A 15,054-nucleotide genomic window follows, 5' to 3' on the forward strand; every position below is an offset into this window, starting at 1 on the left:
CCGCCTCCACGATGTCAGTTCCGCGCGCTGCTGGGCGGGAGTTCGGCGGGTTCGAGCGGCGTCGCGGCAGCCCTTGGGCGCACGACCGTATCGCCCGGCGCTACCACCGCGACCTCGGCGGAAGGAGCGACCGGCAAGGTGGCGCCCATGTAGTCGACGATCAGATCGTCGATGGTCGGTTCACGCTTGGAATCGAACTTGACCTGCGCATCGCGCACCACGCCATAGCGCCGCGCGGCAAGAGCCTGGCGGTCGGCGGCATTGCGCAGGATGGTCGGGCGGATGAACACCATGAGGTTGGTCTTCACCCGGCTGCGCGCGCGCGACTTGAACGCCTCGCCCAGGATGGGAATGTCGCCGAGGAGCGGCACCTTCTGCAAGGTGCGCTGCTCGTTGTCGTCGAGCAGGCCGCCGAGGGCGACGATCTCGCGGTCGCCCACGGTGACGGTGGTCTTGATCTCGCGCTTGTTGACGATGAGTTCGTTCGAGGTCTTCGACACGGTCCCGGCGATGGAGCTGACTTCCTGGCGCAGGTCCAGCCGGATCATGTTGCTGGCATTGATCTGCGGCGTCACGTCCAGTTCGATGCCGACGTTCTGGCGCTGGATCGTGCGGAAAGTGTCGCTGAAATTGCCGCCCGAGAGGGCCTCGCCGGTCGACACAGGGATTTCCTGCCCGAACAGGATCGAGGCGGGAACGTTGTTGTTGGTGGTGATGTGCGGCGTCGACAGGATGTTCGAGTTCTTGTCGGTCTGCACCGCGTTGATGATCGCGCCGAGATAAGTGTCCTTGGACAGCTCGGTGAGGAAACCGGTATAGGCCCCGCGCGCGGACAGGAGCTTGCTTGCCGCATTCTCGCGCAGGAGATCGCCCGCCGTGCTGTTGGTCGTGGTGGTGACGGTATCGCCATTCACCACGGTCGTGGTCTGGTTGAGGTTGTCAGCCAGCAGCCCACCCGCGATGTCGATGATGTTGGGCGAACTGTTGGAATAGTTGGTGACGGCAAAGGGCATGTTCTTGCCGCCGAACAGCATCTGGACGCCCAATTCCTTCGCCACGTCGTTCGAGATCTCGACGATGATCGCCTCTACCAGAACCTGTTCCTGCGGAAGGTCGAGCTGGCGGATCAGTTCGCTGAGGCGACGCTGCTCGTCGGCGGGGGCGGCGATGATGATCGCGTTGGCACCCGGATAACGCGTGATCGTGGCGGTCCCGCGTCCGTTCGCCAGCTTGATCGGCCCATTGCCGAGCCCGCCCGAGGTAGCGCCGATCGGGCTGGTCGAGGAGCCGCCGGTCGACGCGGCCTGGCCGGTGCTGCCCTGCGTTCCCGCCGTCGAGGTCGCGTTGCTGCCAACCCCGCCGAGCGAGATGGGCGCGGCGCTGGCCGAAGCCACTTCGCCGCCGCCCTGCCCGCCGATCAGCCGTTCCAGCACCGGCACGAGCGCGGCCGAATCGGCATAATCGAGCCAGACGACCTTGATTTCGCCACCCAGCGCGGCCTTGGCATCAAGCTGCCGAGCCATCGCGGAGAGGCGCGACAACGTCGAGCCATCGCCGCGCATCAGCACCGCGTTCGCGCTGTCGACGGCAACGACAGTTGCCAGCGCCCGCGCGCCTTCGGCACCTGCGGGGACGAGCTGGGTAAGCGCAGTGGCGATTTCGCGCGCACCGGCATGTTCGAGGATGACGGTCTGGGTCGTCGTGCTGTCGCGGTCGATATCGCCGAGCAGCGCACGAATGCGGCGCAGATTGTCGGCATAGTCGACGATGACCAGCGAATTGCCCGCCTTGTTCGCGGTGATCGCGCCTTCCTTGCTGACGAGCGGGCGCAGGGTTTCGACCGCCTGGGCGGCATCGATGGTCCGCAGTCGGACGACCTCGGTCACCATCTGGCTCTGCGCCGCGCCTCGGCTGCCGATGCGAGTGGGATTGGTGGCCGCGCCTTCCGCGGGCTGGATGCGGAATGCGCCATTGCCGGTCGGCACGGCAACGAGGCCGTTGGCGCGCAAGGTGGAAAGGAAGACCTCGAAGTATTCCGAGCGGCTCAACGGCCGGTCCGAGACCACGCTGATCTTTGCCTGCACGCGGCTGTCGACGATGAACGTGCGCCCGGTGACCTCTGCGGCATCGGCAACGAAGGCGCGAATGTCGGCCTCGCGCACGTTGAGGGTGTATTGGGCCAGAGCCGCCTGTGGGACAGCAAGGGCAAGTGCGGCGGCGCCGAGAAGCATCCGGGGGCCGAAAAGCGTGCGCAGTTTCATGGTGCCAATGTGATCGCGAGAGGAAGTTGCCGGTCGCCGCGCCTGACGGTGACCGAGATCGAAGCGCCGGGACGCAGTGCGCCGGCAAGCATTGCAGCATCGCCGGCGCCGCCCACCGGCTTGCCGTCGACAGCGGTGATGACGTCGCCGGGCTGAAAACCGGCTGCACGGAAGACCGCACCGTCGCCCGCCGACAGGACTTCGAGCCCGACCACGCGGCCTCCTTCGGCTCGTGGCCCGAAATTGATGCCCCGGCGCGCCGCATCCACGTTGATGCCGCCCGAACCGGCCGCCGTTGCAACGGGTGCCGCGACGGGGTTTGCCGCGACCACGCGCTGCGCGCTGGGCGCGGGCGCGGACTGGTCCAGATATAGAAGTTCTCGCGCGCCATTTCGGGAAAGCTCGACGTGGTCGAAGGCGACCGCCGCAAGCGTCACGCCCGGCTGCACTTCGGCACCGATGCGATAGACCTGTTGCACCCCGTCCGCCCCGGCAATGATCGCGCTGCCACCCCCGCCCGGTGTGGCGCGCGTCGCGAAAAGGGTCAGCGCAAGGGAAGTGACCGACCCGGCAGCAGCGGCGGAAGCCGCCTGGGGCTGGGTACGATTGAAGGGATCAAGGCTGGCGAACAAGGCAGCGCGGGCTGTTTGCGGCATGATACGGGCACCAGCGGGGCGCCATTGGCCAAGCGGGGATACGGGCGTGACGATTGCCCAGAACAGCGCTGCGCCAAGCAGGGCGATCACACCGGCAAGCATCCACCACAGCAGTTCATGCAACGGCGGCAGGACCGGTCGCATCCCCGGCAAGGTCAGCTTTGTCCCCCCGAATCTCACGCGCGTTCAACCCTCCGTCCAACAGGCATACCCGCCTGACGCAGATTCACAAACGGCGTCGGCACTCGATCCATGCGCTCCTCAAGCAGCCGATTGCTACCGTAGTATGACAATGACTTGGCAATAGCCCGCAACCCTCGCCCCGGGCAGTGACACGCCGGCCCGCGCAGTCCATCATCGGGCGATGTCAGGCTTTCTGCCCGCCCCGCTTCACAGGATGGCCTTGCGCCTTGCCCACCGCCTGCGCCTCCAATGGTGGCGCGCCACGAAGAAGGTCGTGCGCGGGTGCAATGTGATCGCCGCGAACCCGCAAGGCGAAATCCTGCTGGTCCGGCACAGCTATCATGCGCGCGATATCTGGATGCTGCCGGGCGGCGGGCTCGGCAAGAGCGAGGATGCCGCGCAGGCTGCCGCGCGCGAACTGCTGGAAGAGACGCACTGCGCGCTCATCCGCCCGGTTCGGCTAGGCACAGTGGTGCTGGATCGCAATGGCTGGACCAACGCGATTGAACTGATCGCCGGCACAACGGCACATCAACCCTTTGCCGACGCGCGTGAAATCGAGGAAGCCCGGTTCTTTCCCACCGACGCACTGCCCGAGCGCACCAGTGAGGCAGCCCGCGCCATGATCGCGCGATGGCTCGACCATCAGAAGGGCAGTTCTGCTTGAAGCGCTGCGCCGGAGGGACCGTCCTCGGCCTCTTCCGGCTCCTCGCCCTCGAGAGCGGACAGCGTCAGCCCCATCAGCCTGATCGGCTTGGCAAGCGGCAGTTGCGCATCGAGCAGTTCACGCGACAGCCGGGCAAATTCCTCCTTGTCTGCGATCGGGCGCGGCAGGGAGCGGGCACGGGTAATTGGGGTGAAGTCGTTGAATTTCATCTTGAGGGTGACCGTCCGACCGCTGGCCCCGCTGCGCTCGATCCGATCCCACACGATCTCCAGGATGCGCTCCAGCGTTTCGCGCAAGGCCGGGCCGGACGAAATGTCACGCTCGAACGTCCGCTCCGCGCCGACCGACTTGCGCGGCCTGTCGGCCTTCACCTGGCGCAGGTCGATGCCCCGCACCGCCCGGTAGAGATAGTCCGCGAGGCTGCCGAAATGCTGGCGCAGGAAAGGCAGGTCCCTGGCACGCAGATCCGCGCCCGTCTCTATCCCGAGCGCCGCCATCTTTTCCGCACCGCGCGGTCCGATGCCGTGGAAGCGCCGCACCGGAAGGCTGGCGACGAACTGCGCGCCCTCGCCGGGCCGGATCACGCACATGCCGTCGGGCTTGTTCTGGTCGCTCGCGATCTTGGCGAGGAACTTGTTGTAGGACACACCGGCACTGGCGGTCAGCCCGGTGTCGGCCTTGATCCGCCGGCGGATGAGTTCGGCGATCCGCGTGGCGGAACCGATGCCGCGCACGTCATCGGTCACGTCGAGATAGGCCTCGTCGAGCGACAGGGGTTCGACGTGGGGCGTGTAGTCGAGGAAGATGGCGCGGATCTGCTGGGAAACGGAGCGATAGACATCGAATCGCGGCCTGCAGAAGATCAGGTCGGGACACAGCACGATGGCCCTCGCCGAAGGCATAGCCGATCGTACGCCGAACTTGCGGGCCTCGTAACTTGCCGCGGCAACGACCCCGCGCCCGGAGGAACCGCCGACCGCGACCGGCTTTCCGCGCAGGTCCGGATTGTCGCGTTGCTCGACGCTGGCGAAGAAGGCGTCCATGTCGACATGGATGACCTTGCGCAGCCCGGTCGCGCTGCGATCCGGTTCGCCATCTGCCGATCGAGGGTCCATTTCGCGATGCTAACCCGTTTCGCATTGCAACATAAAGGGTGGGATTCGCGTGCGAACTAGTTCAAATGGCAGTTATGAACGCTAACAATTCAAACACCTCGACAAGCGCGCGCTTCATGGGGGAGCGCGAAACCATCGCGATGATGGCGCTTGTCATGGCGCTCCAGGCGCTCGCGGTCGATTCGATGCTGCCGGCGCTGGGCGACATTGCCCGCGAACTTGCCGTGACCGATCCGAACGAGCGCCAGCTTGTCGTCGGCACGTTCCTGCTTGCCTCGGGCTTCGCCTCGCTGGTGCCGGGTTCGCTGGCCGACCGCTACGGGCGGCGGCCGGTGCTGCTGAGCTGCATCGGGCTCTATATCCTGTTCTCGCTGGCCTGCGCGCTGGCGACGACATTCGACATGCTGCTGGGCATGCGCGTGCTTCAAGCGGTGGGCTGCGGCGGGCTCGCCGTGCTGCCCGGCACGATCATCCGCGACCGCTTTGCCGGCGACCAGATGGCCAAGCAGATGTCGATCATCTCGGTCGTGTTCCTCGTCGTGCCGATGCTGGCACCAAGCATCGGGCAGGTCGTCCTGCTGTTTGCCGGGTGGCGGTGGATCTTCGTGTTCCTGGCGGTGATGGCGCTGGCGATGGGCGTGTGGGTGGCCGTGCGCCTGCCAGAGACGCTGCATCCCGAATATCGCCAGCCGATCCGCCCTGCCTCGATCGCGATCAACATGCTGGGCGCGGCGACGAACCGGTCGGCCATCGGCTATGTTCTGGGCGGCGCGCTGACGTTCGGCGCGATGATCGGCTACGTGAACTGCTCGCAGCAGCTCGTGGGCGAGCATTTTGGCGCGGGCAAGATGTTCCCGGTGCTGTTCGGCTTCTCCGCGCTGATGATGGCGGTGGCGAACTTCTCGAACTCGCGCATCGTCGAGCGGTTCGGCGCGCGGCGGGTTTCGCACACCGCCGTGATCCTGTTCATCTGCGTGAGCGCGCTGCAGGCCTGGTTCTCCAGCCGCCCGGACGAAACACTGTGGCAGTTCATGCCGCTGATGATCGCCAACATGATCCTCATCGGGTTCATCGGCGCGAACTTCGGCTCGATCGCGTTGCAGCCCTTTGCGCGCACCGCAGGCACGGCCAATTCGATGCATGCGTTCCTGCGCATGGTCATCGGGTCGATCATCGGCATCGTGGTGGGCCAGGCCTATGACGGAACCGCCCACCCCCTGGGACTTGCCCTGCTGGCGAGCGGGATACTGAGCCTCGCGCTGGTGCTGTTCAGCGAGAAGGGCAAGCTGTTCCGGCGCCTGCACCCGCCGGGAACGCCGCGCCCCATCGTGCTGGAGCACTGATCAGGCGACGCGGGCGAGGTTCGACAGTACCTGCTCGGCCTCGTCCGGCCGCCCGAAGTAATAGCCCTGCATCAGGCGGATGCCGAGCGCGCGGGCCGTGGCGGCCTGCGCCTCTTCCTCCACGCCCTCGATCGTGCAGTCGATACCGAGCTGCCATGACAGCGAAATGATCGTGCTCACGAGAGTCCTCGCACCGGGATCGCTGACCAGCGCGCGCGACAGCTCCTGGTCGATCTTGATCATGTCGAGCGGGAGGCGGTGGACCTGACTGAGGCTGGACCAGCCGGCGCCGAAATCGTCGAGCGCGATGCGGAAGCCACGGGCCCGGAAGGCGCGGAGCTGGTCCTCGGCGCGCCTCGGATCGTCGAGCAGCGCCCGTTCGGTCACTTCCAGAATGATCGAATGCGGCGGCGCGCCGGCGTCCTCCGCAATGCGGGCGAGCGCATCGGCCGTCCCTGCGCGCATGACATCGCGTGGGGCCAGGTTGATCGAAAGGGTGCGGCCATCCTCCCATGCACGGCATTCCGCCAATGCACGGGACATGACCATGCGGGTAAGCTCGCCCGTCCGCCCGGTCGCTTCGGCAAGCGACATGAATTGCCCGGGCGCAAGCCAGCGCTGACCGTCCGGGCTCCACCGGACGAACGCCTCGAAACCGGTCGTGCGGCCACTCTCGACGTCGATAATGGGCTGGTAAACAAGTTTCAGGCGCTGTTCGAGGTCGCTGTCGTTGAACTGGCGCGTGATCGCCGCGCGATCCTGCAACGCCACTTCATCGTCGGGACTGAATACCACGACGGTGCCGTCGGACTGCTCCTTGGCCTTGTACAGTGCCGCGTCCGCCCGCTCGAGGCAGTCGCTGGCATTGCGCCCGACGATGCGATGCACGCCGATCGAGCCGGACAGGCGTAGAATGGCACCCGCGTGAAGGACCGGCGCCCGCAGCGAATCGGACAAGGCGTCGGCAAGCGAGCGCACCGCCTCTTCGCTCAACGCGGGATCGAGGATGGCGGCAAACTCGTCGCCCCCCAGGCGGCCGTAACAGCGAACGCGTTCGAGCGCGGCGAGTCGCGCCGCCACCGCGGCCAGTACCGCGTCTCCGGCCGCATGGCCATAGGTGTCGTTGATGTGCTTGAAACCGTCGAGGTCGAGCAGCGCCAGCCAGGCTGGCTCTGCGCCTCTGCCGCCCGCCGTCAGTTCCTCCTCCAGCCGCGCCAGCACCGCGCGACGGTTCAACGCGCCGGTCAGCGGGTCGATCGTGGCCTGCAGGAGGTTGTGCTGCGCCATCTGGGCCGCCTCGCGCTCGCGCCGGACAAGCTGCTGTCGGGAAAGCTCGAGACGCACGAAATCGCGATGATGCCCGTTGGTTATCAGGAGCAGGATGAAGGTGACGATGATCTGAACCAGAACGACCGGGACAGCGTTAGGGTGTCCGCTGAACAGTACCTGCCCGGTGGTCGGAATGGTCGTGGCGATCGCGATGCGCAGCGCGGTCATCGGCGAATGGCCCAGCCCGAGGATGCCGGAGAACAGGGTCACCGCGACGATGTAATGAACGAACGACTGCGCCGACCTGTCCCCCAGCGGGTACAGCACCATGACCCAGAGTGCGAACATGAAGCCAGACACGGCCCCGACCCAGCTCATGACCTTCAGATCGCGCCGAAGCCTGCCGAGCGAGCGCCGCGACACCTTTCCCGGCATCCAGTACAACGCTCGCCACAAAGCGAAGTTGCCCAGGATCACGGGGCCGAACAGCGCAAGCCAATGCGGCGCGACCGCCCAGAACCGGAACGCCATCAGCCAGGCGTCGAACACGACCACCAGGTAAAGCAACGGCAGGCGATGCGAGAGACTGTGCCCGTAGGCCCTGGTGAAACCGTCGCCTTCGCGCTGCTCCCATTCGGACCAGAAGCGCAGCCCCAAGTCCGTAATCAGCTCCCTTCCCCTTTGGAGCGTAGAGAAAAATCGTGAACCCGTCGCCATTTGCAGAGCCATACGCCGACGGGGTTAACAGGGCGTAAGGGCAAGGCCCGATATGTCAGGAGGACAGCGCGGCGACGAGCGCCTTGACCTTCTTCTGGCGCCACTGCGGAGGAGGCGCGACCAGCCAGTATCCGCGCCGCGAAACCTGCGGTTCGCCAAGCGCCACTATGCGCCCCGACGAAAGAGGGCCTTCGGCGAGCATGAAGGGCACGTTCGCCCGGCCAAGCCCTGCACGGGCGGCACTGATGGCGGTCCCTGCATCACCGACCGAAAAGCCCGCCTCGCCACCTTCCGGCGTCGGGTCGCCCGGCCAGCCGATCCACGGGCTATCCGGTGCGGCATCCGGGGCGGCGACCGTGATCATGGTTGCTGCACCGAGCGACACGCCTTCAAGGTCCCCCGGCCCCTCGGCCCAACGCACCGCCAGGTCGAGGTTCGCCTCGGTAAAGTCGACGTCGGCATCGCCGCCCACCAGCGAAAACCGCATCTGCGGGTTCCCGGCGCGAAAATCGGCGAGCCTCGGCGAAAGCCAGGCAGCGAAGAAATCGCGGGGGCACGCAATGGTGTACACGTGGCTCGACTGGCCGGCCTGCATGGCCTGCACGCCTTCCTCGAAGCGCAGGAAGCCTTCGCGGATCGCATCAAGCCCCGCGCTCGCCTCGTCGGTCAGCTCCAGGCCTTTCGACGTCCGGCGGAACAGAACGACGCCCAGCAAATCCTCGAGGGCGCGAATCTGCTGGCCGACAGCCGCCGGCGTGACCGCAAGCTCGTCGGCTGCGCGGGTAAACGAAAGGTGGCGCGCCGCGGCATCGAGCACGCGCAGGCCGTTCAGCGGAAGGTGCGTCCGTTTCATCGAAGGACGTCGTTAGTTTGCCGGAGCCGGTGCCGCCAGAGGAAAGAACGGAATCGCCACGTCGAACAGCGCCCCATCGGCACGCTGCATCGTGTAATGGCCTTCCATGCTGCCGTGATGGGTGCCCAGCGGGCAGCCCGAGACATAATCGTGAGACTGCCCCGGCTGGAGCACGGGCTGCTCGCCCACCACACCGTCCCCGTCGACGAAATTGACCATCCCGCGCCCGTCGGTGATGCGCCAGTGCCGGGAAAGAAGCTGGATCGGCTGGGCGGCATCGTTCTCGATCCGGATGTGATAGACCCAGAACCACTTGCCGGCGTCGACGCGTGACTGTTCCGGCAGGAAACTGACGGCGACCCGCACCGTCACTCCATCCGTTATCGCGGCATGCTGGAAAAGCTGCTTCATGTCCCCCAAACTATCGCACATTGCGCCTCGTTCCAACGAAGTTGTGCAAGTTTCGCACGCTTGCCCTCATGGCCATTCGGGAGCAGAGGCGAAGCCATGCAGATCCGTGCGCCAGCCATCCTCTGTTCGGTCCGGCCACACGGCGAACACGGGGCCGTCGTGAGGCTGATGACCGAGGAGCACGGGCTTGCCGCCGCCTATGTGGCAGGCGCGCGCGGACGCGAGCTGCGCCCGCTGCTGATCCCGGGGAATCTTCTCGAGGCAGAGGTCAGGGGCCGGGCGGCATCCCAATTGCCGTCCGCGCGACTCGAACTGGTGGCAAGCCGCGGACCATGGCTGACCGAACCCTTGCCCAGCGCAGGGATCGGATGGGCCTGCGCCCTTACTGCCGCCACGCTGCCCGAGGGCCATCCCTATCCGCTGCTCTACGACTCGCTCGGCGCGCTTCTCGACGCGATCTGCCTCGCCCCCTCTGCCCGGGGGTGGGCGCGGGTCCTCGCGGGCTACGAAGTGCTGCTGCTGCGCGAGGTCGGGTATGGTGCCGCCCCCGCGCCTCCGCCGGAAGAGCCCTGGCACGATCTGGTCGCCCGGCTCGAAAGGCAGGGCAAGGCAATCGGAAACCGCCTGCTTGCCGATCGAGCCGGCGATGTTATGGCGGCCCGCGCGATTCTGCTGGATCGGCTGAAGCGCATCGGCGGCGATTGACGTCGCGCCGGAAGAAGACGCCGGAAAAGACGGACGAAGGGGTTTCCATGAAGATTGCGGTTCTGCCGGGCGACGGCATCGGTCCCGAAGTGACGCGCGAAGCGGTGCGCGTGATCGAGGCACTTGGCCTTGGCGACATCGAGATGAAGGAAGCCCCGGTCGGCGGCGCGGCCTACAAGGCCTATGGCCACCCGCTGCCGCCCGAGACACTGGAGATCGCGCGTCTTTCCGACGGCATCCTGTTCGGCGCGGTGGGCGACCCCGACTGCGACTCGCTTGAACGCCACCTGCGCCCGGAACAGGCGATCCTCGGCCTGCGCAAGGCGCTGACGCTGTTCGCCAACCTGCGCCCCGCGCGGGTGTTCAAGGGCATGGAAGACTTTTCCGCCCTGCGCCCCGAAGTGGCCGGCGCGATCGACCTGCTGATCGTGCGCGAACTGAACGGTGACGTGTACTTCGGAGAAAAGGGCTTCCGCACCGCCGCCAACGGCGACCGCGAAGGCTACGACGTCATGTCCTACAGCGAGAGCGAAGTGCGCCGCATTGCCCACGTCGCGTTCCGCGCCGCGATGGGCCGCAAGAAGCGCCTGTGCTCGGTCGACAAGGCCAACGTCCTCGAGACCAGCCAGCTCTGGCGCGACGTGATGCTCGAAGTGGCGAAAGACTATCCCGAAGTCGCGCTCGAGCACATGTACGTCGACAACGCCGCGATGCAGCTCGTCCGCGCTCCCGGCAACTTCGACGTCGTCGTTACCGGCAACCTGTTCGGCGACATCCTTTCGGACCAGGCATCGATGTGCGTCGGCTCGATCGGGCTCCTGGCCTCGGCCTCGCTCGGCGAACGCGAGACCGAATACGGCACGTTCGGCCTGTACGAGCCGATCCACGGCTCGGCTCCCGACATCGCGGGCAAGGGCCTTGCGAACCCGATGGCCACGATCCTTTCGGCGGCCATGCTGCTGCGCCACTCGCTCGGCCTCGAAGTGGCTGCGGACCGCATCGAGGCGGCTGTTGCCAAGGCGCTGGCCGACGGCGTGCTTGGCCGCGACCTTGGCGGAACCGCAGGTACGACGGAAATTGGTGACGCGGTGCTTGCAAGGCTGTAAGGGCCCCGCGTCATGCTGCAACTCGCCGTAATCCTGCCGACTTACAACGAGCGCAAGAACATTGCGCTCATGGTCCAACGGCTCGACGCCGCCCTTCAGGGGCTGGCATGGGAAGCCGTGTTTGTCGACGACAACAGTCCCGACGGCACCGCCGACGAAGCCCGGCGCATCGCCCGCGACGACCCGCGCATCCGCGTGATCGAACGGATCGGTCGGCGCGGCCTGGCCTCGGCAGCGATCGAGGGCATGTGCGCCACCGCTGCGCCGGTCGTGGCGGTGATGGACGCGGACGGGCAGCATGACGAAAAGCTCCTGCCGCAGATGTACGAGGCGATTGCCGGCGGCGAGTACGACGTGGCCTACGCCAGCCGCTTTGCCGAAGGTGCCAGCACCGAGGCATGGGGCCGACCGGACCGGGTCAAGGCATCCGGCGTCGCCAATTCCATCGCGCGCAAGGTCACCGGCGTCGATCTTTCCGATCCGATGAGCGGCTTCTTCATGCTCAAGGGCGAGACCCTGCGCGCCGATGCGCACCGCCTGTCCGGCGTCGGCTTCAAGATCCTTCTCGACATCCTCGCGACGGTCGATGCGCCGCTGCGGGTCAAGGAGTTTCCGATGAACTTCTCGGCTCGGCTGGAGGGCGAATCCAAGCTCGACCGCACGGTGGTGTTCGAATTCCTCGTCGGCCTCTACGACAAGTGGCTGGGGCGGTTCATCCCCACCCGCTTCGCCCTGTTCGGCACTGTCGGCGGCCTTGGCGCGGTCGTGCACCTCACCGTGCTGACGCTGGTCCTGCACCTCTTCGGCGCCGACCTGCAGGTCAGCCACTACCCCAAGGAAACGGCGTTCATCGTCGGCCAGACCCTGGCCGCGCTGACCGCGATGACCTTCAACTTCGTGCTGAACAACGAACTGACGTACTCCGACAAGCGCCTGCGCGGCATCGGACCGATCACGCGCGGCTGGCTCAAGTTCGCGGCGACCTGCGCTTTCGGCATGCTGGCGAACATCGGCGTCTCGACCGCGCTTGTCCGCATCGGGGTGCACACCTATCCGGCGGCAATCGCCGGCATCATCCTCGCCTCGGTGTGGAACTTCGCGCTGTCGAGCAAGTTCGTCTGGGGCAAGTACTGAGCGTAATGAGCCTGGCCCCAGGCTACTTCCAACTATCGAGCCAGGTGTAGTCCCGGTAGGAATCCTTGCGTGGCAGCTTTGCGGCCGACATGATCGGGTAGAAGCCGATGAACAGGCCCAGCGAAAGGACCAGGGTCACTTTCGCGGGCCAGCGCAGGCCAAGCTCCCACCACTCCGCCAGGACCAGCGCCAGCGCGGCCATCAGGAAGCAGCTCGCCAGCATGTAGTGGTAGTAGAATTGCACCGGCTTGCCGTTCACTGCCCAGAAGCCCACCAGCAGGGCATAGGCGGCAACTACCAGCAAACGCAGGCGGTCGCCCTTCACCCCGTCCCACAGGCAGAACAGCAGCGCCGGCAGGCCCGCCAGCATGGTGAACGGATTGCCCAGCATGAGAACGCCGCGCTGCGCGCCGTCGACGACCTCGTAGAGGAACCAGATCGGGCGGATGTTCGCCATCCACTGCCACCAGCGGCTCATGTAGGTGTGCGGCTTCTTCACGCTGTCCTGGAGCTCGAGCATATACTCTTGCCAGTGGATCAGCTTGCCGACCGAGAGCGGGTCCTTCTCGTAGAAGAAGGCGGGCAGGAAGGTGGCGAAATAGACCAGCACCGGCAGGACGCCGAGCCAAAGTGCAGCCTCGATCACCGACACGCCCGGCACCGGTCCCGCGTCGCGCGATGACCACAGCAGGCCGGCACGGCGCCCCTTGAGCGATTGCCAGCGGTTCAGCACGAACAGCAGGCCCGGCAGAGGCAGCAGCAGCACGCCGTTCCATTTGGCGCCCAGCGAAAGGCCCATGAACAGCCCGGTCAACACGAGGTGCAGCCGCGCCCGCCCCGCTCTGCCTGTGGGATTGCGCCAGGCCAGCGCCCATTGCCACATGGCCAGCGCCATGAATCCGCCCATCGCCATGTCGAGGACCGCGATGCGCGACATCATGAACCAGACGAAGTCCGTCGCCAGCAGCAGACCGAACAGGATCGTCGCGCTGCGCGAAAGGCTCGCCCACCACAGCCCGCGCATCATTGCCCAGAGTCCCAGCGCGCCCAGCACTGCCGAAGGGAAGCGCCAGCCGAACGGGGTATCCCCGACCCACTCCATCGACCAGGCGATCAACTGCTTCCCAACCAGCGGGTGTTCGGGATTCAGCCGCGCGGTGAGGTCGATCAGCCGGCGCGCGGCGGGCAGGTAGTGGATCTCGTCGAACATCGGCTTGGACGGGATGCCAAGGCGATTGAGGACGACGACGAAGAACACCGCCGCAATGATCGCGCACCACATGGCGGGATCCTGGTCGCGGGCGGGGTGGTGGATCGGGCGGGTCTGGAAGGTGGGCGTCATGCCCGCGCAGGGATAGGGCGCGCGCCGGCGCTCCGCAATCCCGCCGCTTGCACGCAAACCCGCGCCTGCCTAAGGCAAGCGCCATGAAACGCACGACTGGCCAGGACCGTTCGATCACCCGCAAGTGGCGCCCCGCAACCCAGGCGATTCGCGGGGGCACGTGGCGCTCGGAGATGGGCGAGACATCCGAAGCGCTGTTCCTCACCTCGGGCTTCACGTACGACGACGCCGCCACCGTTGCGGCGCGGTTCGCCGGCGAAGCGGAAGGCATGACCTACTCCCGCCTGCAGAATCCGACCGTGCAGATGCTGGAAGAACGCATCGCCCTGCTCGAAGGCGCGGAAGCTTGCCGCACACAGGCAACGGGCATGGCCGCGATGACCACCGCCCTTCTCTGCCAGCTTTCCGCGGGCGACCACATCGTCGCCGCCAAGGCCGCGTTCGGCTCGTGCCGCTGGCTCGTCGACAACCTGCTGCCCCGTTTCGGCGTCCAGGGCACGACGATCGATGCCTCGGACAATGCCGCCTGGGAAGCGGCGATCCGGCCCAACACGAAGGTGTTCTTCTTCGAAAGCCCGGCAAACCCGACGATGGACATCGTCGATCTCGAGTTCGTCTGCGGCCTCGCCAAAAAGCATGGCATCACCACCGTGGTCGACAATGCCTTCGCCACGGCCGCCCTCCAGCGCCCGATGGACTTCGGCGCCGACGTGGTTGCCTATTCGGCTACCAAGATGATGGACGGCCAGGGCCGCGTCATGGCAGGCGCCGTCTGCGGCTCGGCCGACTGGATCAACAACGTGCTGCTGCCGTTCCAGCGCAACACCGGCCCGAACATCGCCGCATTCAATGCCTGGGTCGTGCTCAAGGGCCTCGAAACGCTCGACCTGCGCATCCACCGGCAGAGCGAGAACGCGCTGAAGGTCGCCAGCTTCGTCGAGAAGCGCGTGCCGCGCCTGCTCTATCCGGGCCTGCCGAGCCACCCCCAGCATGCCCTCGCGCAAAAGCAGATGAAGGCCGGCGGGACGATCTTCTCGTTCGATCTCGACGGTGGCCGGGCCCAGGCGCACGCACTGCTGGACGCGCTGCAACTGATCGACATCTCGAACAACATCGGCGACTCGCGTTCGCTCATGTGCCACCCGGCCTCGACCACGCATCACGGCGTCGGGCCCGAGACTCGCGCGGACATGGGCGTTGGCGAAGGCATGCTGCGCCTCAACGTGGGCCTGGAAGACGCGGACGACCTGATCGAGGATCTTGACCAGGCACTGCGGAAAGCCGGGCTCTAA

Annotated in this window: 13 protein-coding genes; 6 read left to right on the forward strand and 7 right to left on the reverse strand. The window is 66.4% G+C overall.

Translation table 11 applies throughout. From position 1 onward, the window contains the following. Nucleotides 1-14: 14 nt before the first annotated feature. Together gspD and SARO_RS13475 are read right to left on the reverse strand one after the other, a co-directional pair. A complete protein-coding gene (gene gspD / locus SARO_RS13470; RefSeq protein WP_011446295.1) occupies nt 15-2,261 on the reverse strand; it encodes a type II secretion system secretin GspD in 2,247 nt (748 codons plus the stop codon). Next, nucleotides 2,258-3,061: a type II secretion system protein N gene (locus tag SARO_RS13475; protein WP_049759400.1), complete on the reverse strand. Its 804-nt coding sequence runs from the start codon at nt 3,059-3,061 to the stop codon at nt 2,258-2,260. Before SARO_RS13475 ends, gspD begins: the two co-directional genes overlap by 4 nt. A 220-nt stretch (nt 3,062-3,281) precedes the next feature. Between SARO_RS13475 and SARO_RS13480 the strand changes: the two genes are divergently transcribed. Continuing rightward, nucleotides 3,282-3,767, forward strand: a complete 486-nt coding sequence (locus SARO_RS13480) for an NUDIX domain-containing protein (protein ID WP_011446297.1) — start codon at nt 3,282-3,284, stop codon at nt 3,765-3,767. On the opposite strand, the gene dinB is transcribed toward SARO_RS13480, so the two are convergent. Beyond that, complete coding sequence (dinB, locus tag SARO_RS13485) at nt 3,746-4,882, reverse strand: DNA polymerase IV (RefSeq protein WP_011446298.1); 1,137 nt, start codon at nt 4,880-4,882, stop codon at nt 3,746-3,748. The two genes, SARO_RS13480 and dinB, sit on opposite strands and share 22 nt — an antisense overlap. Nucleotides 4,883-4,956: 74 nt before the next feature. Here dinB and SARO_RS13490 point away from each other — a divergent pair, with 74 nt between their 5' ends. Further along, nucleotides 4,957-6,225: a multidrug effflux MFS transporter gene (locus SARO_RS13490; protein ID WP_041550386.1), complete on the forward strand. Its 1,269-nt coding sequence runs from the start codon at nt 4,957-4,959 to the stop codon at nt 6,223-6,225. Here SARO_RS13490 and SARO_RS13495 read toward each other — a convergent pair whose 3' ends face one another. The 3 genes from SARO_RS13495 to apaG all read right to left on the reverse strand — a co-directional run bounded on the left by SARO_RS13495 (nt 6,226) and on the right by apaG (nt 9,475). Further along, nucleotides 6,226-8,151 (reverse strand): putative bifunctional diguanylate cyclase/phosphodiesterase, encoded by a 1,926-nt coding sequence (locus SARO_RS13495; protein WP_011446300.1) that lies wholly within the window; start codon nt 8,149-8,151, stop codon nt 6,226-6,228. Between the two features lie 115 nt (nt 8,152-8,266). Next, the gene (locus SARO_RS13500; RefSeq protein WP_011446301.1) at nt 8,267-9,064 is read right to left on the reverse strand and encodes a LysR family transcriptional regulator; all 798 of its coding nucleotides are present in this window, start codon (nt 9,062-9,064) and stop codon (nt 8,267-8,269) included. A gap of 12 nt (nt 9,065-9,076) precedes the next feature. Next, a complete protein-coding gene (apaG, locus tag SARO_RS13505; protein WP_041550389.1) occupies nt 9,077-9,475 on the reverse strand; it encodes a Co2+/Mg2+ efflux protein ApaG in 399 nt (132 codons plus the stop codon). Nucleotides 9,476-9,571: 96 nt separating this feature from the next. Here apaG and SARO_RS13510 point away from each other — a divergent pair, with 96 nt between their 5' ends. From SARO_RS13510 to SARO_RS13520, 3 genes are read left to right on the forward strand one after another with little or no spacing between them, the layout of a single operon-like run. After that, nucleotides 9,572-10,180, forward strand: coding sequence for a DNA repair protein RecO (locus tag SARO_RS13510; protein WP_011446303.1), 609 nt, complete (start codon nt 9,572-9,574; stop codon nt 10,178-10,180). Nucleotides 10,181-10,227: 47 nt separating this feature from the next. Beyond that, nucleotides 10,228-11,286 carry a 3-isopropylmalate dehydrogenase gene (gene leuB / locus SARO_RS13515; RefSeq protein ID WP_041551207.1) on the forward strand — a complete coding sequence of 353 codons (1,059 nt, stop codon included), beginning with the start codon at nt 10,228-10,230 and terminating at the stop codon, nt 11,284-11,286. 12 nt (nt 11,287-11,298) lie between these two features. After that, a complete protein-coding gene (locus SARO_RS13520) occupies nt 11,299-12,420 on the forward strand; it encodes a glycosyltransferase (RefSeq protein WP_011446305.1) in 1,122 nt (373 codons plus the stop codon). 22 nt (nt 12,421-12,442) lie between these two features. Here SARO_RS13520 and SARO_RS13525 read toward each other — a convergent pair whose 3' ends face one another. Continuing rightward, nucleotides 12,443-13,762 carry a phospholipid carrier-dependent glycosyltransferase gene (locus SARO_RS13525; RefSeq protein WP_011446306.1) on the reverse strand — a complete coding sequence of 440 codons (1,320 nt, stop codon included), beginning with the start codon at nt 13,760-13,762 and terminating at the stop codon, nt 12,443-12,445. A gap of 83 nt (nt 13,763-13,845) precedes the next feature. Between SARO_RS13525 and SARO_RS13530 the strand changes: the two genes are divergently transcribed. Then, nucleotides 13,846-15,054, forward strand: a complete 1,209-nt coding sequence (locus SARO_RS13530) for a trans-sulfuration enzyme family protein (RefSeq protein WP_011446307.1) — start codon at nt 13,846-13,848, stop codon at nt 15,052-15,054.

The organism is Novosphingobium aromaticivorans DSM 12444, from assembly GCF_000013325.1.
GTDB lineage: Bacteria > Pseudomonadota > Alphaproteobacteria > Sphingomonadales > Sphingomonadaceae > Novosphingobium > Novosphingobium aromaticivorans.

Excerpts from the sequence above, each read along its gene's own strand:
- SARO_RS13480 (WP_011446297.1), top strand. The coding sequence starts at position 3,282 with ATGTCAGGCTTTCTGCCCGCCCCGCTTCACAGGATGGCCTTGCGCCTT.
- SARO_RS13510 (WP_011446303.1), top strand. The coding sequence starts at position 9,572 with ATGCAGATCCGTGCGCCAGCCATCCTCTGTTCGGTCCGGCCACACGGC.
- SARO_RS13525 (WP_011446306.1), bottom strand. The coding sequence starts at position 13,762 with ATGACGCCCACCTTCCAGACCCGCCCGATCCACCACCCCGCCCGCGAC.
- SARO_RS13530 (WP_011446307.1), top strand. The coding sequence starts at position 13,846 with ATGAAACGCACGACTGGCCAGGACCGTTCGATCACCCGCAAGTGGCGC.
- SARO_RS13475 (WP_049759400.1), bottom strand. The coding sequence starts at position 3,061 with ATGCGACCGGTCCTGCCGCCGTTGCATGAACTGCTGTGGTGGATGCTT.
- leuB (WP_041551207.1), top strand. The coding sequence starts at position 10,228 with ATGAAGATTGCGGTTCTGCCGGGCGACGGCATCGGTCCCGAAGTGACG.
- SARO_RS13500 (WP_011446301.1), bottom strand. The coding sequence starts at position 9,064 with ATGAAACGGACGCACCTTCCGCTGAACGGCCTGCGCGTGCTCGATGCC.
- dinB (WP_011446298.1), bottom strand. The coding sequence starts at position 4,882 with ATGGACCCTCGATCGGCAGATGGCGAACCGGATCGCAGCGCGACCGGG.
- SARO_RS13520 (WP_011446305.1), top strand. The coding sequence starts at position 11,299 with ATGCTGCAACTCGCCGTAATCCTGCCGACTTACAACGAGCGCAAGAAC.
- SARO_RS13490 (WP_041550386.1), top strand. The coding sequence starts at position 4,957 with ATGAACGCTAACAATTCAAACACCTCGACAAGCGCGCGCTTCATGGGG.
- apaG (WP_041550389.1), bottom strand. The coding sequence starts at position 9,475 with ATGAAGCAGCTTTTCCAGCATGCCGCGATAACGGATGGAGTGACGGTG.
- gspD (WP_011446295.1), bottom strand. The coding sequence starts at position 2,261 with ATGAAACTGCGCACGCTTTTCGGCCCCCGGATGCTTCTCGGCGCCGCC.